15 protein-coding genes are annotated in these 18,646 nt (G+C 72.8%); 5 read left to right on the top strand and 10 right to left on the bottom strand.

Translation table 11 applies throughout. The features are described from left to right. Nucleotides 1–80: 80 nt before the first annotated feature. Both KMS84_RS20775 and KMS84_RS20770 read left to right on the top strand, forming a co-directional pair. Nucleotides 81–1,460 (top strand): uracil-xanthine permease family protein, encoded by a 1,380-nt coding sequence (locus tag KMS84_RS20775; protein ID WP_256917852.1) that lies wholly within the window; start codon nucleotides 81–83, stop codon nucleotides 1,458–1,460. A gap of 108 nt (nucleotides 1,461–1,568) precedes the next feature. Continuing rightward, entirely contained in the window at nucleotides 1,569–2,291 is a 723-nt protein-coding gene (locus tag KMS84_RS20770; protein ID WP_256917851.1) for a DUF5995 family protein, read from the top strand. 17 nt (nucleotides 2,292–2,308) lie between these two features. Here KMS84_RS20770 and KMS84_RS20765 read toward each other — a convergent pair whose 3' ends face one another. The 3 genes from KMS84_RS20765 to KMS84_RS20755 form a co-directional block, all read right to left on the bottom strand. Then, nucleotides 2,309–4,006 carry a flavin monoamine oxidase family protein gene (locus KMS84_RS20765; protein WP_256917850.1) on the bottom strand — a complete coding sequence of 566 codons (1,698 nt, stop codon included), beginning with the start codon at nucleotides 4,004–4,006 and terminating at the stop codon, nucleotides 2,309–2,311. A gap of 53 nt (nucleotides 4,007–4,059) precedes the next feature. Continuing rightward, nucleotides 4,060–4,848, bottom strand: a complete 789-nt coding sequence (locus tag KMS84_RS20760; protein ID WP_256917849.1) for a carbon-nitrogen hydrolase family protein — start codon at nucleotides 4,846–4,848, stop codon at nucleotides 4,060–4,062. Nucleotides 4,849–5,047: 199 nt separating this feature from the next. Further along, complete coding sequence (locus KMS84_RS20755; RefSeq protein WP_256917848.1) at nucleotides 5,048–6,157, bottom strand: MFS transporter; 1,110 nt, start codon at nucleotides 6,155–6,157, stop codon at nucleotides 5,048–5,050. Between the two features lie 217 nt (nucleotides 6,158–6,374). Between KMS84_RS20755 and KMS84_RS20750 the strand changes: the two genes are divergently transcribed. Beyond that, nucleotides 6,375–6,842 (top strand): hypothetical protein, encoded by a 468-nt coding sequence (locus KMS84_RS20750; RefSeq protein WP_256917847.1) that lies wholly within the window; start codon nucleotides 6,375–6,377, stop codon nucleotides 6,840–6,842. Here the strand turns inward: KMS84_RS20750 and KMS84_RS20745 are convergent. From KMS84_RS20745 to rpe, 6 genes are all read right to left on the bottom strand, one after another. Beyond that, nucleotides 6,831–7,283: an Lrp/AsnC family transcriptional regulator gene (locus KMS84_RS20745; RefSeq protein WP_256917846.1), complete on the bottom strand. Its 453-nt coding sequence runs from the start codon at nucleotides 7,281–7,283 to the stop codon at nucleotides 6,831–6,833. The two genes, KMS84_RS20750 and KMS84_RS20745, sit on opposite strands and share 12 nt — an antisense overlap. 10 nt (nucleotides 7,284–7,293) lie before the next feature. Continuing rightward, nucleotides 7,294–8,769 (bottom strand): amino acid permease, encoded by a 1,476-nt coding sequence (locus KMS84_RS20740; protein WP_256917845.1) that lies wholly within the window; start codon nucleotides 8,767–8,769, stop codon nucleotides 7,294–7,296. Nucleotides 8,770–9,258: 489 nt separating this feature from the next. Further along, complete coding sequence (locus KMS84_RS20735) at nucleotides 9,259–10,701, bottom strand: GuaB1 family IMP dehydrogenase-related protein (RefSeq protein ID WP_256917876.1); 1,443 nt, start codon at nucleotides 10,699–10,701, stop codon at nucleotides 9,259–9,261. A gap of 131 nt (nucleotides 10,702–10,832) precedes the next feature. Continuing rightward, nucleotides 10,833–11,138, bottom strand: coding sequence for a barstar family protein (locus KMS84_RS20730; protein ID WP_256917844.1), 306 nt, complete (start codon nucleotides 11,136–11,138; stop codon nucleotides 10,833–10,835). Nucleotides 11,139–11,277: 139 nt separating this feature from the next. Then, nucleotides 11,278–12,321 (bottom strand): sugar-binding transcriptional regulator, encoded by a 1,044-nt coding sequence (locus KMS84_RS20725; protein WP_256917843.1) that lies wholly within the window; start codon nucleotides 12,319–12,321, stop codon nucleotides 11,278–11,280. A 90-nt stretch (nucleotides 12,322–12,411) separates the two neighbouring features. Then, nucleotides 12,412–13,098: a ribulose-phosphate 3-epimerase gene (gene rpe / locus KMS84_RS20720; RefSeq protein ID WP_256917842.1), complete on the bottom strand. Its 687-nt coding sequence runs from the start codon at nucleotides 13,096–13,098 to the stop codon at nucleotides 12,412–12,414. A gap of 161 nt (nucleotides 13,099–13,259) precedes the next feature. On the opposite strand from rpe, the gene KMS84_RS20715 reads away from it, so the two are divergent. Together KMS84_RS20715 and argG are read left to right on the top strand one after the other, a co-directional pair. Next, nucleotides 13,260–15,419 (top strand): MMPL family transporter, encoded by a 2,160-nt coding sequence (locus KMS84_RS20715; protein WP_256917841.1) that lies wholly within the window; start codon nucleotides 13,260–13,262, stop codon nucleotides 15,417–15,419. Nucleotides 15,420–15,446: 27 nt separating this feature from the next. Continuing rightward, nucleotides 15,447–16,901 (top strand): argininosuccinate synthase, encoded by a 1,455-nt coding sequence (gene argG, locus KMS84_RS20710; protein WP_256917840.1) that lies wholly within the window; start codon nucleotides 15,447–15,449, stop codon nucleotides 16,899–16,901. A 147-nt stretch (nucleotides 16,902–17,048) separates the two neighbouring features. Here argG and KMS84_RS20705 read toward each other — a convergent pair whose 3' ends face one another. Further along, the gene (locus KMS84_RS20705) at nucleotides 17,049–18,476 is read right to left on the bottom strand and encodes an RsmB/NOP family class I SAM-dependent RNA methyltransferase (protein WP_256917839.1); all 1,428 of its coding nucleotides are present in this window, start codon (nucleotides 18,474–18,476) and stop codon (nucleotides 17,049–17,051) included. Between the last annotated feature and the right edge of the window lie 170 nt (nucleotides 18,477–18,646).

The following is an 18,646-nucleotide window of genomic DNA, read 5'->3' as shown; positions in this document are numbered from 1 at the left end:
GCGCCTAAGCGGTCGCTCACCCTCCGTTCGCACGTGAGAATGACCCGGACAGCCGCACCCTCACGAAAGCGACCCGCACCATGGATCTCGGCGTCCGCTGGAAACTGCACGGCGACGGACGCACTCCCGCGCCCGGCGCGGTGGTCCGCCCCGACGAGCGGCTGTCCTGGCCGCGCACGGTGGGCCTCGGCGCCCAGCACGTGGTGGCGATGTTCGGGGCGAGTTTCGTGGCGCCGGTCCTCATGGGTCTGGACCCCAACCTCGCGATCATGATGTCCGGCGTCGCGACCGTCGTCTTCCTGCTCGCGACCCGCGGCCGGGTGCCCAGCTATCTCGGGTGCTCCCTGTCCTTCGTGGGCGTGGCGGCGGTCATCCGCGCGCAGGGCGGGAGCAGCGCCACGGTCACCGGAGCCGTGTTCGTCGTCGGGGTCGCGCTGTTCGCCGTGGGGCTGGCCGTGCAGCGGTTCGGGGCGCGCATCATCCACGCCGCGATGCCCCCGGTCGTCACCGGCGCCGTGGTGATGCTGATCGGCTTCAACCTCGCGCCGGTCACCGCCACGACCTACTGGCCGCAGGACCAGTGGACGGCGTTGCTGGTGATGGCGTTCACCGCCGCGGCCGTGGTCTGCCTGCGCGGGTTCTGGTCCCGCGTCGCGATCTTCCTCGGCCTGGTCTTCGGGTACGCCGTCTCCTGGGCGTTCGACCGGATCTTCGGGCGGATCCACTCCGCCGACGCGAGCGGCAAGGTGACCGACCACTGGCGGCTGGACCTGTCCGGGGTCGCCCACGCCGACTGGATCGGGCTGCCCTCCTTCCACGGCCCGTCCTTCGACTGGTCGGCGGTGCTCGTGGCACTGCCGGTCGTCATCGCGCTGGTCGCGGAGAACGCCGGGCACGTCAAGGCGGTCGGCGAGATGACCGGCGACGACCTCGACGACCGGCTCGGCACGGCCATCTCCGCCGACGGCGTCGGCTCGATGCTGTCCACCGCCCTCGGCGGTCCGCCCAACACCACCTACTCCGAGAACATCGGCGTGATGGCCGCGACCCGCGTCTACTCGACGGCCGCCTACTGGGCCGCCGCGGGCTTCGCCCTGCTGTTCGGCCTGTGCCCGAAGTTCGGCGCGATCGTCGCGGCGATCCCGGGCGGCGTCCTCGGCGGCATCACCGTCATCCTGTACGGCATGATCGGCCTGCTCGGCGCGCAGATCTGGATCAACGCCGGCGTCGACCTGCGCAACCCGCTGAACCTGGTGCCGGCCGCGGCGGGCGTCATCATCGGCGTCGGCAACGTCACGATGACGTTCACCGACACGTTCTCGCTGAGCGGCATCGCGCTCGGCACCGTCGTCGTCATCACCGGCTACCACGCGCTGCGCGCCTTCGCCCCCGCCCACCTCAGGACGCAGGGCCCCCTGCTCGACGAGGGCGCCAGCCGGTACGACGACGCCGGTTCGTGACGGCACGACGGCCCGAACCCGCCCGGCGCGTCGGGCCCGTTCGCCCGTTTCGGCGAAGCGTCGGGCCGGGCGCCCCCCGCACCCGTCCGGGACTGCGACCCTGCCCCCATGCCGCACTTGGAACAGTTCTCCCCACCCGTCGGGCCGGGCGCCGTCCGGGCCGTGCCGCTCGCCGCGGGCGTCGACGACGTGCTCGCCCGGATGCGCGCCCTGGACGCGACGCTGCCCGCGCAGGACGGGGTCGCGGTCTTCAACCGCGTCTACCTGGCGGTGACCGAGGAGGTGGACCGGCGCATCGACAAGGGCCGGTTCCCGGATCCGCGGGCCGCGACCACCCTGGACGTGCGGTTCGCCCAGCGCTACCTGGACGCGGTCGACCCGGCGACCGCCGACCCGCGCGCGCCGGCCTGCTGGCGCCCGCTGCTCCAGTTCCGCCGGCATCCCGGCGTCAGGCCGTTGCAGTTCGCCCTCGCGGGCGTCAACGCGCACATCGGGCACGACCTCGCGCTCGCGGTGGTGGACGCCTGTCGCAGCCTGGGCTGCGAACCGGCCGAGCTGGAGGACGAGTTCGACCGGGTGGGCGATCTCCTCGTCTCGCTGGAGGAGCGCGTCCGCGAGGAGCTGATGCCGGGCCCCGACCTGTTGCAGATCGCCGACCCCCTCACCCACCTGCTCGGCGCCTGGAGCCTGGAGCGGGCCCGGGACGCCACCTGGACGGCGGCCCGGGCGCTGTGGGCGCTGCGCCGACTCCCGGACGTGGCCCAGGAGTTCACCGAGCGGCTCGACACGGCCGTCGGCTTCGCGGGGCGGATGATGCTCACCCCGCTGTGAGAGCCGCGGGACGGGCCTCAGTCCTCCGGCAGCTCCACCGGCGCGATCTCGTCGTACACGTCGCCCGGACCGGGGTTGGTCGCGTCGGTCGTGCCGCCGAAGTGGTGCATCACGCCCCAGACCGCGTTCAGCGCGGTCTGGACGGCGCCCTCGGCCCAGCCGGCCGTCCAGGAGATGTCGTCGCCCGCCAGGAAGATGCCCCGCTTGTCCTCGGGCAGCCGGTCCTGCATGAAGTGCGTGAACAGGCGGCGCTGGTAGCGGTAGTGGCCCGGCAGGTTGGCCTTGAACGCGCCCATGAAGTAGGGCTCGTTCTCCCAGGAGACCGTCACCGGGTTGCCGATGACGTGCTTCCGGATGTCGACGTTCGGATAGATCTCGCCGAGCGACTTCAGCATGACCTCCATCCGCTCGTTCGCCGACAGCGGCAGCCACTTCAGGCTGTCGTCGCACCAGGTGTAGGACAGGCAGATGACGGCGGGCCGGTCGGGGCCGTCGTCGAGCAGGTACGTGCCGCGCGTCATGCGGTCGGTGAGCGTCATCGACATGACGTCGCGCCCGGTCTCCTCGTCCTTGTCCAGCCAGAACGGCCGGTCCACGGGCACGAAGAGCTTGCTGGACTCCATGTAGTGGGTGCGCTCGATGGCGGTCCAGTGGTCGATCGGGAAGAGCGAGTCGTCACAGGCGATCTTCGACAGCAGCATCCAGGACTGGGCGGTGAAGATCGCCGCCCGGTAGGTGCGGATGTCGCCGGCCGCGTCCGTCACCGTGATCCGGTTGCCGGCGGTGCGGTGCAGCCGGGTCACGGCCGGGCGGGGCTCGCGGCGCTCGTGCAGGCCGGCCAGCGACGTGCCGAGGGGCCAGTGGACGATCTTCTGCGGCTCGCGCTCCCACAGCCGCAGCGGAAGCTGCTGGCTGCCGCCGACGATCCCGCGGTGGTGGTCGTCCGCCTCGGTGTAGACGACCCGCAGGATCTCCAGGATCGAGTTGGGGAAGTCGGTGTCCCAGCCGCCGGTGCCGAAGCCGACCTGCCCGAAGATCTCACGGTGGCGGAAGGACCGGAACGCCTCGGAGTCGCAGAGGAAGCCGTAGAAGGTCTGGTTGTCGAGCTTCTCGACGAGCTTCGCCCAGATCTCGCGGATGCGCGGCACGTCGCGCTCGCGCATGGCCTGGTTCATGTCGGAGAAGTCCGCGCCCTCCTCCAGGCACCGGTTCCACGCGGCGGCGACGTCGCGGTAGACCTGCGGCAGGTCGTCGATCGTCTCGGCGTAGTGGGACTCGCCCTTGAGGTCGACGACCGTGGAGGGCGTCGCCTCGGCCAGGGGGTTGGGGAACGGCTCGGTCCGCAGGTCGACCAGGTCGATGTAGTGCTGCAACGCCGTGGAGGACGGCGGGAAGCGCATCGCGCCCATCTCGGCGGTCAGGGAGGGGTCGCAGCCCTCGAAGCCGACGGTGCGCAGCCGTCCGCCGATCTTGTCGGCCTCGTAGACGACCGGCTTGAGGCCCATCTTCATCAGCTCGTAGGCGGCCACGATGCCCGACAGCCCGCCGCCGATGACGGCGACCTCGGCGCCGTGCTCGGTCGCGGGGATCTGGCCGAGCCCCGCCGGATGGGCGAGGAAGTCGTCGTACGCGTACGGGAAGTCCGGGCCGAACATGGTGATCGGCGGCTGCTGCTCGTCTGCGTGCTCGACGGCGTTGGGCACGGTGGACGTCATGGGGTGCGGACTCCTTGCGGCGAAGACGGACGGACTCGGGGCGCGACGGGGTGTCAGACCAGGGACCCGTAGAGGCCGGGGCGGCGGTCGTGCAGGTAGGGGTTGGCCGCCCGGGACGCGGCGAGCGCGACGGGGTCGACGTCGGCGAACACCAGCTCCTGCTCACGTCCGGCCCGGGCCCGCACGACCCCGTCGGGCCCGGCCAGCGCGGACAGCCCGACGAACTCGAACTCCCCTTCCCGGCCGGCCCGGTTGACGTAGGCCACGTACATCTGGTTCTCGAAGGCGCGCACCGGGATCATCGACTCGGCGACGAACTGGAAGGGGTGCATCTGCGCGGTCGGCACGACGAGCAGGTCGGTGCCGGCCAGGGCGTGGGCGCGCACGTTCTCCGGGAACTCGACGTCGTAGCAGATCATCAGGCCGACGGTGAGGCCGTTCAGCTCGGCCTGGACCACCGGCTGCCCGCCCGGGCGGAACTGGTCGCGCTCGAAGCAGCCGAAGAGGTGGGTCTTGCGGTAGTTCGCGAGCCGGACGCCCTCGGCGCCGATCAGCTGCGCGGAGTTGAAGACCGTCTCGCCGTCCCGCTCGGGGTAGCCGTAGGCGATCGCGAGGCCGTGGCGGGTGGCGAGCTCGGCGACGGCGTCCGCGGAGTCGCCGTCGGCGGGCTCGGCGAGGCGGGCGATGTCGTCGCCGATCGCGTAGCCGGTGAGGAACAGCTCCGGGGCGATCAGCAGCCCGGCGCCCGCGGCGGCGGCCCGCTCCGCGGCCTCGTCGAGCGCCTTGAGGTTCTCGACGACGGATCCGGGGCGGCCGGAGCTCTGGAGCAGGGCGGTGCGCATGCGTGATCCTCACCGGGTACGAGGGGGGTGGCGGGCGGGCCGTTGCGGGGGCCGCCGGCGAGGCCGCCGCGAGACGGTCGCGGGGGCCAGATAGACCGTACGGTCGGCCGCGCCGGCCGGACAAGAAGGAGCCGTTGCGCATCGGGGAGCACAACGTTGCGTGCGCGGGGGCCGTGGCGGCGATTCGTTGCGCGCCCGCTCACCGCCTGCTCCCCCGGGCCGCCGCCAGGGCCAGGGTCAGGGCCGTCGCCAGGTACGGCGCCGCGAACAGGGCGAACGCGGCGCCGTGGCCGTAGGCCGACCCGAGGAACCCGTACGCGCCGTACACGGCGATGGTCAGCAGTTCCGTGCCCAGGCCCGCGACCGAGGTCAGGGTGGCCCGGCCGGCGCCCTCGATGCGGCGCTGGAGCCGGACGTCCGCCAGCACGGTCGCGAGCTGGAAGCCGCCGAAGGCGAGGGCGACGAGGACGACGCCCCCGAGCCCGCCCGTGAGCGCGCCGGCCGCCAGGGCGAGCGCGGCGCCCGCGAGCAGCGCGGCGAGCCCGGCGCGGCCGAGGCGTTCCGCCGGGCCGGACAGCAGGCTGCCGGCCGTGACGCCGGCCCAGATCAGCACGAGGAGGCGGGGGACCTCGGCGTCGGGGACGCCGCTCTCCCCTACCAGCAGCGGGGTGTACTCGTCGAGCGCGCCCCACACGGCCGTGACGGCCGGCACGAGCAGCAGGGCGCCGAGGACCCGCCGGTCCCCTCGGAGGTCGGCGAACCCGGCGCGCAGGGTGGCGGTCCAGCCGTCCTCGGACGGTGCGGCCGGGGCGCGGTGCTCGGGGAAGGCGGTGGCGGCCGCGGCGCACAGCAGGCTCGCCAGCACGCTCGCCGCGCCGACGGCCCGGTAGCCGCCGGCCGAGAGGACGGGCCCGGCCAGGGCGGTCGCCGCCATCACGGCGGCCTGGCCCAGCGCGTGGGCGCGGCCCGTCACCCGCGCGTAGCGGTCCGCGGCGCCGGCCCGTTCCAGCTCCTCGTAGACCAGCGCCTCCAGCGCGCCCGAGCTCAGCGCGCCGCGCGCGCCCCACAGGACGAAGCCGGCCGCGAAGGCCCAGTACGAGGGGACGAGCACCCACAGCGCGAAGCCGGCCGCGCCGAGCAGCGGGCCCAGCCACAGCAGCGTCCGCCGGGAGGCGGCGTCGGCCCAGGCCCCGGAGGGGACCTCCAGCAGGACGCCGGTCAACGACCACAGGACGAAGAGGGAGGAGATCTGCCCGACGGACAGCCCGCTGTCCGCGAACAGCAGGACGTACACCGGGTAGAGCAGCACGAACTCGTCGAGGAACGCGTACGCGTAGAGCGCGGCGGTCAGTCGACGGACACCGGAGCCGGTCGTGGATCAATGTCGCCAGGTCATGGCACCGATGCTAGCCGCGTCCCGCTTCCCGGCGCACGCTGTTTTCCGGCGTCTCCCCCGCCGCGGCGGCCGGGTGCGCGCTGTGGGACAGTCGCCGGTGGGGGACGGGTCCGACGTCACGGAGGTCCTGATGGAGATCGTCGCACTGCCCCGGGTCGACGAGCACGCGACGGTGGTCGCGGCGGAGGCCGCCGAGGTCTGGCGCGCGCTCGGCGCGGTGCTGGAGCGCTCGTTCGCCGAGGCCCGCTGGGCCCGTTACGCCCGTCTCGTCGGGGCGGCCGAGCGTTCGGCGTCCGGGGCCGGGCCGCTCACGGCAGGCTCCACGCTCGCCGGGTTCCGGGTGACCGAGGCGGTCGCGGGCCGCCGGCTGGTCCTCGTGGGGGGCCACCGGTTCTCGTCGTACGCGCTGGTCTTCCGGCTCGGCGAGGCCGGGCCCGGCGGCACGCGGCTGAGCGCCGAGACCCGGGCCGTCTTCCCGGGCCGGGCCGGCGGCCTGTACCGGCGGCTGGTCATCGGCAGCGGCGGGCACGGCGTCGTCGTGCGGCGGATGCTGGCGAAGGTCCGGCGGCGGGCCGAGACCCGCCGATCAGGTCGGTGAGCCCGAGGAGAAACGGCGCAGGAGCGGGGAGAGCACCAGCACCGACTTCGTGCGCTCCACGAAGGGCTCCCCCGCGATCCGTTCCAGGACGCGCTCGAAGTGGCGCATGTCGGCGGCGAAGACCTGGGCGACGGCGTCCGCCTCGCCCGTGACGGTGGACGCCGCCACGACCTCCTGGTAGCGCTCCAGGCCCCGCTGGATGGTCTCCGGGGAGGTGTTGCGCCGGCAGTAGATCTCGACGAACCCCTCGGTCTCCCAGCCGAGGGCCGCCGGGTCGACCCGTACGGTGAAGCCGGTGATGGCTCCGGTGGCCCGCAGCCGGTCCACGCGCCGTTTGACGGCGGGCGCGGACAGGCCGACCAGGAGCCCGATGTCCGCGTAGGAGCGGCGGGCGTCCTCGGCGAGGGCGTGCACGATGCGTTCGTCGAGATCGTTCAGCACAGTGGGTCGATCACTTCTCAGATGGTGCGGGTGACGCGAGTCGGGAGCGGCGGTGGCCGTAGAGGAAGTAGAACACGAGCCCGACCGCCATCCAGACTCCGAAGACCGCCCAGGTGACGGCCGACAGGCTGCCCATCATCCACACGCACAGGCCGAGGCCCACGGCCGGCAGGACCGGCGACAGCGGCACGCGGAAGGTGCGGGGCATGTCCGGCCGGGTCCGGCGCAGCACCACGACCGCGATGTTGACCAGGCCGAACGCGAAGAGCGTGCCGATGCTGGTGGCGTCCGCCAACTGGCCCAGCGGGATCGCCGCGGCCAGGACGCCGCAGAAGAGCGACACGATCACCGTGTTGGCGCGCGGCGTGCCGGTCTTCGGGTGGACCCGGGAGAACACCTTGGGCACGAGGCCGTCCCGGGACATCGCGAACAGGATGCGGGTCTGGCCGTACAGGACGGTCAGGACGACGCTCGCGATGGCGATGACGGCGCAGAAGGCGAGGAGGGTGCCCCAGAAGGACTGTCCGGTCACCTCGCGCATGATCTGGGCGAGGGCGGCCTCGGAGTCCCCGAACCGCTGCCACGGCTTGGCGCCGACGGCCACGGCCGCGACGAGCACGTACAGCGCGGTGACGATGACCAGCGACAGCATGATGGCGCGCGGCAGGTCGCGCTGCGCGTTCTTGGCCTCCTCGCCGGCGGTGGAGGCGGCGTCGAAGCCGATGTACGAGAAGAACAGGGTCGCCCCGGCCGCGCTGACGCCCGCCATGCCCATCGGCATGAAGTTCTCGTAGTTGCCGGAGCGCAGGCCCTGGACGCCGATGGCGCAGAACAGCACCAGCGCGGCGATCTTCACGGCGACCATGATCGTGTTGGCGCGCGCCGACTCGCGGGCTCCGCCCAGCAGGAAGGCCATCGCCAGCATGACGACGACGAGGGCCGGCAGGTTGAAGATGCCGCCGTCCCCGGGCGGCGCCGACAGCGCGTCGGGGATGGTGACCCCGACGGTCCCGTCGAGCAGTTCGTTGAGGTACTCGCCCCAGCCGACGGCGACGGCGGCGACCGAGACGCCGTACTCCAGGACCAGACACCAGCCGCAGATCCAGGCGATCAGTTCGCCCATCGTCGCGTACGCGTACGAGTACGAGGACCCGGCGACCGGGATGGTGCCGGCCAGTTCGGCGTAGGAGAGGGCCGAGAAGAGCGCCGTCAGACCGGCGATCACGAAGGAGAGCGTGACGGCGGGTCCGGCCTTGGGGACGGCCTCGCCGAGCACGACGAAGATGCCGGTGCCGAGCGTGGCGCCGATGCTGATCATGGTGAGCTGCCAGAGCCCGAGCGAGCGGCGCAGGGACCCGCCCTCGCCCTGGCCGCCCTCGGCGACCAGGCGTTCCACGGGCTTGCGCCGCATGAGGCGCGCGAACGGCCCCGGGGACGCGGGGGCGGTCCGACTGCTCGGTTGCGGGGGTGCGCCTTGGTCGAGCACGCGCTGACTCCTTCGTCGCTGCCTGTCGGCGCGACGGGGACCGGCGGCGCACCTGTGCGTTCAGGGACCCGCCGAGCGGGGTCCCCGCCACGCTGTGTACAGCGCAGAACCCTACGAGCCCGGACGTTGCCGCTGTAATGCAGCAACCTTGCGCATGGCCGCATGATCCTTGCGTTCATCACGGCGCGACGGGTGTTCGTTGCGCGGCCGGTGACGGGTGTTGCACGAGCCCCTGGTCAGGAGGGGTTCCCGACCGGGGGGAGGCGGGTCCCGGCGCGCTCGTGCGGGGCCGGGCGGGCGCCCCCCCCGGGGGACCGGCCGCCGTGGCAGGCGAAGGCGGGTCCCCGGAGCGCGGGCGGGCCGTGGGAGGCCCAGGGCCTGTCGTTCGGATCATGTCGGCGTCGCGGGGTCCGGCACGCACATCTGGCCCCGCTCGACCCGGCCTAGAAGCGCAGTCCCTTTCGGCCGACCTGATCCGAACGAAAGGCCCTAGCTCCAGCTGGCGTGCAGCGGCTTGCCCTCGGCGTAGCCGGCCGCGCTCTGGACGCCCACGACGGCCTTCTCGGCGAACTCCTCCAGGGAGGCCGCGCCCGCGTACGTGCAGGAGGACCGCACGCCCGCGATGATCGAGTCGACCAGGTCCTCGACGCCGGGGCGGGCCGGGTCGAGGAACATGCGGGAGGTGGAGATGCCTTCCTCGAACAGCGCCTTGCGGGCACGGTCGTAGGCGGACTCCTCGGAGGTCCGGTTGCGCACGGCCCGCGCGGACGCCATGCCGAACGACTCCTTGTACGGGCGGCCGTTCGCGTCGTGCTGGAGGTCGCCCGGGGACTCGAAGGTGCCCGAGAACCAGGAGCCGACCATCACGTTGGACGCGCCGGCGGCGAGCGCCATCGCGACGTCACGGGGGTGGCGGACGCCGCCGTCGGCCCACACGTGCTTGCCGTGCTTGCGGGCCTCGGCCGCGCACTCCAGGACGGCCGAGAACTGCGGCCGGCCCACGCCGGTCATCATGCGGGTGGTGCACATGGCGCCGGGACCCACGCCGACCTTGACGATGTCGGCGCCGGCCTCGATCAGGTCCCTGACGCCCTCGGCGGAGACGATGTTGCCGGCCACGATCGGCACCCGGGGGTCGAGGGCGCGCACCGTGCGGATCGCGCTGATCATCGACTCCTGGTGGCCGTGCGCGGTGTCGATCACGAGCGTGTCCACGCCCGCGTCGAGCAACTGCTTGGCCTTGCCCGCGACGTCGCCGTTGATGCCGACGGCCGCGGCGATGCGCAGCTTGCCCTGCGCGTCGACGGCCGGGGTGTACAGCGTGGCGCGCAGGGCGCCCTTGCGGGTGAGGATGCCGGCGAGCCGCCCCTCGGCGTCGACGGCGGGGGCGTAGCGCCGGTTGGCCGCGTCGAGGGTGTTGAAGGCCTCGCGCGGGTCGATCCCGGCGTCGAGCAGCAGCAGGTCGCGGGACATGACGACTTCCAGCTGCGTGAAGCGGTCGACGCCGCTGAGGTCCGCGTCGGTGACGACGCCGACCGGGCGGAAGTCGTCGTCGACGACGACGCCGGCGTTGTGCGCGCGCTTGGGCAGCAGGGCCAGGGCGTCGGCCACGGTCTGGTGGGGGGCGAGCACGATCGGCGTGTCCAGCACCAGATGGCGGCTCTTGACCCAGGTGACGACGTCGGTGACGACGTCGATCGGGATGTCCTGCGGGATCACCACGAGTCCGCCGCGGCGTGCCATGGTCTCGGCCATGCGGCGACCGGCGACGGCGGTCATGTTGGCGACGACCAGCGGGATCGTGGTGCCCGTGCCGTCCGGGGCGCTGAGGTCCACGGCCTGACGCGACCCGACCGCGCTGCGGCTCGGCACCATGAAGACGTCGTCGTAGGTGAGGTCGTAGGCGGGCTGGATGTCGTTGAGGAAACGCACGTGCTGCACATCCCAGTCGATCAGAGGTGACCCCCGGACAGGTCAGCCAGGGGGAGAAGCACGTACTTCATTCTCCCACGAAGGCCGGGATGCGATGCCCGGACGGAACGTCCAAGCAGCTCAGGCGGGCATTAGGAGGATCCTCCGAGCGCGAGCACGACCGACAGCGCGGGCGTGCGGTCCACCGCGCCGGCGAACACCTCCTGGGCGATCTCCCACTCCTCCGGCCGGGACTTCGCGTACTGCCGCCAGTTGCGCACGACGACGAGCACCGGTCCGGACTCGGGGCCGTCGGGCAGGCCGGCGAGGCTGTCGGCGAGGGCGTCCCAGTTGCGGCCGAACCCGTCGGGCAGTTCGAGATGGCGGGCGCAGCGGTCCATCAGGACCGCCTTGTCGGTGACGCCGTCGAGGTCCAGTTCGAGCATGTGCTCCGTCATCCAGGCACCGTCCTGAGCGAGTCGTTCACGGCGGAGGGGGGCGGTCCGAAGACCCGCCCCCCTCTCCTTCTGATCATCCCCGGGAGCCCCGGAATCCGGTGGGATCCCGCCGGTTCCGGTGGGATCCCGCCCGCCGCCGTCAGATCCCGTCGGGGTCCGAGCGGTTGAGGGCGGGCTTGGGCGTCGGTCCGGCCGTCATCAGGTAGTCGGCCGCGGACGTGTCCGTCACCAGGCTGGTGACGAGCCCGGACCGCAGCACCGCGTCGATCGCGGCCGCCTTGCGCTGGCCGCCGGCGATCGCGACGACCTCCGGGATCCGGCGCAGCTGGTCGGCCTTGACCGTGATGCACCGCTCGCCCAGGTCACGGCCGACCCTGCGGCCGTCGGCGTCGAAGAGGTGGGCGGACATCTCGGCGGCGACGCCGAGCGAGGCGTAGTGGCCCCGCTCCTCGTCGCTGAGCATGTCGTACACCGTCGAGATGCCCGGCTCCCAGGAGCCGATGGAGACGCAGGCGACCGTGACCTTGTCGAAGTAGTCGAAGGCCCGGGCGATCCCGGTCTGGTGACGCAGCGCTATCGCGGTGGCCGCGTCCGGCAGCAGCATCGGCGCGTAGATGGGGTGCGCGTCGCCGCCGGAGACCTGGGCGGCCCGGCGCACCGCCTCGACGGAGCCGCGCTCGGCGGTCCCGGCGTCGTACACGCCCGTGAGCTGCACGACCGTGCACGGCGGCAGCCGGTCCAGCGCCGCCGCCATGTGAATCGTGGACCGGCCCCAGGCCAGTCCCAGCACATCCCCCTCGTCGACCAGTTCGCCGAGCAGGTCGGCGGCCACTTCCCCCAGGTTCTCGGGGTCCGTGGTCTCCTCTGCCTCGGCCGGGGACTCGACCACGACGGCGTGCCTGAGGCCGTACCTGGCGCGGAGCGCGTCGGAGCGCTCGGCGTCCAGTTCGGCCGGCACGCGGATCTCGATCCGCACGAGATCCCGTTCGAGGGCGGTCTCCAGGACCCGGGCCACCTTGAAGCGGCTGACGCCGAACTCCTCCGCGATCTGGATCTTGGACTTGCCCTCGAGGTAGAAGCGGCGGGCCATGGCCGCCGCCTGCACCAGCTCAGCGGGTCCCATCCGCATGGCTGACCGGCCCGCCGACATACCCGACACGGCGTTCTCCTCACTGCTGTTCACACTCTGGATACGCCGCTCATCCTCGCAGATCCGGCGCAGTTGATCAGCTCTGATGGGAGCCGTTCATATTCCTGTCGGTAAGTGGTCGGTTCAGTGGTCACAACCCCAGGTGGCGCCGGCGGTCGCCGCCTCCGCCTGAGCGCGCAGGCCACGGACCGCCTCGGCCGGGTCGTCGGCGCCGTACACCGCCGACCCCGCCACGAACACGTCCGCGCCCGCCTCGGCGCACCGCTCGATCGTGGCGGCCGAGACCCCGCCGTCGATCTGGAGCCACAGGTCGAGCCCGTGCTTGCTGATCAACTCGCGGGTGCGGCGGATCTTGGGGAGCATGATGTCGAGGAAGGCCTGACCGCCGAAGCCCGGCTCGACCGTCATGATCAGCAGCATGTCCAGTTCGGGCAGCAGGTCCTCGTAGGGCTCGATCGGCGTCGCGGGCCTGAGCGCCATCGAGGCGCGCGCGCCCTTCGCCCGGATCTCGCGGGCGAGCCGCACGGGCGCGGCGGCGGCCTCGACGTGGAAGGTGACGGACGAGGCACCCGCCTCGACGTACTGCGGGGCCCAGCGGTCGGGGGCCTCGATCATCAGATGGCAGTCCAGCGGAGTGTCCGTCGCACGGGCCAGTGACTCTACGACCGGCACACCGAGCGTGAGGTTCGGGACGAAATGGTTGTCCATGACGTCGACGTGGAGCCAGTCGGCTCCTTCGACCGCCTTCGCCTCGTCCGCGAGGCGGGCGAAGTCGGCGGACAGGATGCTGGGGTTGATCTGCACGGCCATGACCCAAGCCTGCCATGCCCCGCGGGGGTTGCGGGCACCGGTCCGGCGGGGCGAACGTGGTGCGTCGCCGGCGCGCCGGCGACGACCGGCCGGGCGGTCCCCCGCGCTCCTGGCACGGCGTGGGCGCCCGCGGCGGCGACAGAGCGGTCCGGGGGGTAGTCATGGCCGAAGGACGCGGCGTCGCGCATCTCGTCTGCGGGCGGCGGGCCAAGTGGCTGGTGCTGGCGTTGTGGGTGGTGGTGCTGTTCCTGACCGCGCCCTTCGCCTCGAAGCTCACCGACGCCCAGGACAACGACGCGGCCTCCTGGCTTCCGGGGTCGGCGGAGTCCACCCAGGTCCTGGAGCTCTCGCAGGACTTCCGGCCCGAACAGATCCCCGCGGTCGTCGTCTACGCCCGTGACAGCGGGCTGACGGCCGGGGACCGGGCCCGCATCACCGAGGACGCGATCCGACTCAGGGGGCTCACCGCCCACGGCATCCGCGGCGCCGAGACCCGCGGCCCGGTCTACGACCGCCCGGTCGATCCCCGCGCCGCCGAGATCTACGTCCCGATCACCATGGACGAGCAGGGGTGGCAGCGCATCGCCCCGGCCGTCGCGTCGATCCGGGACGTCGTCGACACCGGCGACAGCGGCCTCGCCGTGCACATCACGGGCCCCGGCGGCACGTCCGCGGACTTCTCCAAGGCCTTCGAGGGCATCGACTCGACCCTGCTGCTGGCGGCGATGGGCGTGGTCGTCGTCATGCTCCTGATCACCTACCGCAGTCCCACCCTGCTCGTGGTCCCGGTGCTGGCCGTGGTCGCCGCCCTGTTCACCGCGCAGGCCCTGATCTACTTCCTGGCGACCCATGCGGGCTTGACGGTGAACGGTCAGAGCGCCGGCATCCTCACCGTGCTCGTGTTCGGCGCGGGCACGGACTACGCCCTGCTGCTGGTGGCCCGCTACCGGGAGGAGCTGCGCCGTCACGAGGACCGGCACGAGGCGATGGCCCTGGCGCTGCACCGCGCCGGCCCCGCCGTGCTGGCGTCCGGCGCCACGGTCGTCCTGAGCATGTTGATGCTGCTGGCCGCCGAGATGAACTCCACGCGCGGTCTGGGCCCGGTCGCCGCCATCGGCGTGGCGGTGGCGCTGCTGGCGATGACGACCCTCTTCCCCGCCCTGCTGGTGATCTGCGGCCGCTGGATCTTCTGGCCGGCGATCCCGCACCACGGCTCCTCCGACCCGACCGAGCGCGGTGTCTGGGCCCGCACCGGCAAGGGCATCGCCCGCCGCCCCCGGCTGGTCTGGGCGGTGACGGCGCTGGCCCTGGCGGTCTGTTCGCTCGGCCTGATCCAGTTGCGCGCCGAGGGCATCTCCAACGCGGACGCCTTCACCGGCACGCCCGACTCGATCACGGGCCAACGGGTGTCGCAGAAGTACTTCCCGGCGGGGAGCGGGGACCCGCTGGTCGTCGTCAGCGACGTGGCGGGAGCCGGGCGGGCGAAGCTCGCGGTCGCGGGGACGCCGGGCGTCGTGCCGACGTCCCTGACGCGGCCGCCGGGCACGAAACCCGTCCACGACGGCAAGGTGCTCTTCGAGGCCACGATGACCGCCCCGGCCGACAGCGAGGCCGCGAAGCAGACCGTGGAGCGGGTGCGGGACGCGGTGCACGAGGTGCCCGGCGCCGACGCGCAGGTGGGCGGCGGCACGGCCGCGCTGCTCGACATGGACAAGGCCACCACGCACGACAACCGGCTGATCATCCCGCTGGTCCTGGGCGTGGTCCTGCTCATCCTCTGCGCCCTGCTGCGCGCGCTGATCGCTCCGCTGCTGCTGGTGGGGACCGTGATCCTGTCCTTCACGGCGGCACTCGGGCTCAGCGCGCTGGCCTTCCGCCACCTCTTCGACTACGCGGGCGAGTCGACGGACTTCCCCCTGTTCGTCTTCGTCTTCCTGGTGGCCCTGGGCATCGACTACAACATCTTCCTGACCACCCGCATCCGCGAGGAGGCAGCACACCAGGGCACCCGGCGGGGGGTGGTGACCGGCCTGGCCGCGACGGGGGCGGTGATCACCTCGGCGGGCCTGGTCCTGGCCGGCACCTTCGCCGCCCTGGCCACGCTGCCCATGGTCGCGTTCGCCGAGATCGGCTTCGCGGTGGCGCTGGGCGTCCTGCTCGACACCTTCATCGTGCGGTCGGTGCTCGTCACCTCCCTGTTCCTGGACATCGGCCCGAAGATCTGGTGGCCGCACCGCTCCGCCCGGGAGACCCCGGCGACCGGCCCGAAGGAGCCCGCGCAGCCCGTCGCGAGCGGGGAGAACGAACCACCCTTTGCATGACCATGCGAGTTCATGCATAATCTTCCTATGTCCAAGGTCCTCACCTCCCTCCCCGCCGGCGAGCGCGTCGGCATCGCCTTCTCCGGCGGGCTCGACACCTCGGTCGCCGTCGCGTGGATGCGTGACAAGGGCGCCGTCCCGTGCACCTACACCGCCGACATCGGCCAGTACGACGAGCCCGACATCGCCTCGGTGCCCGGTCGCGCCAAGACGTACGGCGCCGAGATCGCGCGCCTGGTCGACTGCCGCGCCGCGCTGGTCGAGGAGGGCCTGGCCGCGCTCACCTGCGGGGCGTTCCACATCCGCTCGGGCGGTCGCGCCTACTTCAACACCACGCCGCTGGGCCGCGCCGTCACCGGCACCCTCCTGGTCCGGGCGATGCTCGAGGACGACGTCCAGATCTGGGGCGACGGCTCGACCTTCAAGGGCAACGACATCGAGCGGTTCTACCGCTACGGGCTGCTCGCCAACCCGCACCTGCGCATCTACAAGCCCTGGCTGGACGCGGACTTCGTGACCGAGCTCGGCGGGCGCAAGGAGATGTCGGAGTGGCTGGTCGCCCACGACCTGCCCTACCGGGACAGCACCGAGAAGGCGTACTCCACCGACGCCAACATCTGGGGCGCCACCCACGAGGCCAAGACCCTGGAGCACCTGGACACCGGCGTCGAGACCGTCGAGCCCATCATGGGCGTGCGGTTCTGGGACCCGGAGGTCGCGATCGCCGCCGAGGACGTGACGATCGGCTTCGACCAGGGCCGCCCGGTCACGGTCAACGGCAAGGAGTTCGCCTCCCCCGTCGACCTGGTGATGGAGGCCAACGCGATCGGCGGCCGGCACGGCCTCGGCATGTCCGACCAGATCGAGAACCGCATCATCGAGGCCAAGAGCCGCGGCATCTACGAGGCGCCCGGCATGGCCCTGCTGCACGCGGCCTACGAGCGCCTGGTCAACGCGATCCACAACGAGGACACCGTCGCCCAGTACCACAACGAGGGCCGGCGGCTGGGCCGCCTCATGTACGAGGGGCGCTGGCTGGACCCGCAGGCCCTGATGATCCGGGAGTCCCTTCAGCGCTGGGTCGGCGCGGCCGTCACCGGCGAGGTCACCCTGCGGCTGCGGCGCGGCGAGGACTACTCGATCCTCGACACCACGGGCCCCGCGTTCAGCTACCACCCGGACAAGCTGTCCATGGAGCGCACCGAGGACTCCGCGTTCGGTCCGGTGGACCGGATCGGCCAGCTCACCATGCGCAACCTCGACATCGCCGACTCGCGCGCCAAGCTGGAGCAGTACGCGGGGCTCGGTCTGATCGGCACCGGCAGCCCGGCCATCGGCGCCGCCCAGGCGGCCGCGACCGGTCTGATCGGCACCATGCCGGAGATGCCCGAGGGCGGCGCCGAGGCCATCGCCTCGCGCGGCGAGGTCTCCGAGGACGACGCGCTGCTGGACCGCGCCGCCATGGAGTTCGGCACGGACTGACGGCCCCTGAAGCCCGGGAAGAAGGCCGGTCGCACGCGGTTCGCGTGCGACCGGCCTTCTTCGTGTTCCGGGCGGCGGCCTGCCTCGTGCCCGGGGAAGGCTCCCCGGGCGGTCGGCCGGGGGTGCGGCGGCCGGCCGGGGGGTGTGTCAGCCGGTCTTCCTGATCAACGCCAGGTACATGGCGTCGGTCCCGTGCAGATGCGGCCACAGCTGGACGTCGGGGCCGTCCCCCAGGGCCGGCACGCCCGGCAGCAGCGGCCGCGCGTCGATCAGTTCGGTCTGCGGGCACTGCTTGAGGACGTCGGCCACGACGGCCCTCGTCTCGGCCAGGTGCGGTGAGCAGGTGGCGTATCCGACGACGCCCCCGACCCGCACGGAGTCCAGGGCGGTGCGCAGCAGCCCGCGCTGCAACGGCCCGAACCCGTCGAGGTCCTCCGGCCGGCGCCGCCAGCGCGCTTCGGGCCGTCGGCGCAGGGCTCCGAGGCCGGTGCACGGCACGTCCATCAGCACCCGGTCGAAGGAGCCCGGACGCCACGGCGGCCGCGTGCCGTCGGCGGCGATGACCTGGTAGGGGCCGGGATTGCCGGCCAGCGCCTTGGCGACGAGCCCCGCCCGGTGCGGCTGCTTCTCCGAGGCCAGCAGGACCGCTCCGCGCTCGGCGGCGAGGGCGGCGAGCAGCGCGGCCTTGCCGCCGGGCCCCGCGCACCCGTCCAGCCACTTCGTGTCCGGCCCGTCGAGCGGCGCGTCGGCCAGCGCGAGCGCCACGAGCTGGCTGCCCTCGTCCTGCACGCCCGCCCGGCCGTCCCGGACGGCGTCGATGGCGCCGGGCTCGCCGCCCTCCGTCAGCCGGACGGCGTACGGCGACCAGCGCCCGGCGACGGCGGCCTCCTCCCGGAGCAGTTCCCCGGTGGTGGCCCGCCCCGGCCGGGCGACCAGCGTCACCTCGGGCCGCTCGTTGTCGGCCTCCAGCAGATCCTCGATGCCGGCCCGGCCGCCGCCGAGCGAGTCCCAGAGCGCGGAGACGACCCAGCGCGGGTGCGAGTGCACGACGGCGAGGTGGTCCTCGGGGTCGTCGTCGTAGGGCGGGGCGACCTTCTCGATCCACTCGTCCAGATCGTGCTGGGCGATCTTGCGCAGCACGGCGTTGACGAACTTGGCGCGCCCGTCGCCGAGCACCACCCGGGCGAGGTCCACGGAGGCGGACACAGCGGCGTGCGTCGGGATGCGGGTCCCCAGCAGCTGGTGCGCGCCGAGGCTCAGGACGTCGAGGACCGGCGGGTCGACCTCGCGCAGGGGCCGGTCGACGCACGCGGAGATGACGGCGTCGTACGTCCCCTGCCGGCGCAGCGTCCCGTAGACCAGCTCGGTGGCGAGGGCCGCGTCCCGTCCGTCGAACTTCTCGGGGCCCTCCTTCTCCCGCGCCTTGCGCAGCAGCGGCGGCAGCACGAGGTTGGCGTACGCGTCCCGCTCGTCCACCGCCCGCAGCGCCTCGAAGGCGAGAAGGCGGACGGGGTCCTTCTGGGGGCGGCGGTAGGGCTTGCCCGACTTGCGGGGACGCTGGGGCTGTTCGCTCACGAAAAGGTGCTCCGGATTGCAGGAGGGAAGACGCGTCCAGCGTACGTCGACGCACGCGTGGGACGGTTCGAGGGGCGGGGGTGACCGACGGGGCGACGCGACCGGCTCACCGCGCCGCGCCGCCGTCGTGCGCACGCGCCGCACACGCCGCTCGGGTCCGTGCCGACGGG

This window comes from Streptomyces hilarionis, assembly GCF_024539675.1.
Taxonomy (GTDB): domain Bacteria; phylum Actinomycetota; class Actinomycetes; order Streptomycetales; family Streptomycetaceae; genus Streptomyces; species Streptomyces hilarionis.
The sequence above is the reverse complement of the archived record's forward strand: the minus strand, read 5'-3'. Positions and strand labels throughout refer to the sequence as shown.

Bases quoted from the DNA above. Each gene is read 5' to 3' on its own strand.
- KMS84_RS20775 (WP_256917852.1), top strand. From the start codon at position 81: ATGGATCTCGGCGTCCGCTGGAAACTGCACGGCGACGGACGCACTCCC.
- KMS84_RS20770 (WP_256917851.1), top strand. From the start codon at position 1,569: ATGCCGCACTTGGAACAGTTCTCCCCACCCGTCGGGCCGGGCGCCGTC.
- KMS84_RS20765 (WP_256917850.1), bottom strand. From the start codon at position 4,006: ATGACGTCCACCGTGCCCAACGCCGTCGAGCACGCAGACGAGCAGCAG.
- KMS84_RS20760 (WP_256917849.1), bottom strand. From the start codon at position 4,848: ATGCGCACCGCCCTGCTCCAGAGCTCCGGCCGCCCCGGATCCGTCGTC.
- KMS84_RS20750 (WP_256917847.1), top strand. From the start codon at position 6,375: ATGGAGATCGTCGCACTGCCCCGGGTCGACGAGCACGCGACGGTGGTC.
- KMS84_RS20730 (WP_256917844.1), bottom strand. From the start codon at position 11,138: ATGACGGAGCACATGCTCGAACTGGACCTCGACGGCGTCACCGACAAG.
- rpe (WP_256917842.1), bottom strand. From the start codon at position 13,098: ATGGCCGTGCAGATCAACCCCAGCATCCTGTCCGCCGACTTCGCCCGC.
- KMS84_RS20715 (WP_256917841.1), top strand. From the start codon at position 13,260: ATGGCCGAAGGACGCGGCGTCGCGCATCTCGTCTGCGGGCGGCGGGCC.
- argG (WP_256917840.1), top strand. From the start codon at position 15,447: ATGTCCAAGGTCCTCACCTCCCTCCCCGCCGGCGAGCGCGTCGGCATC.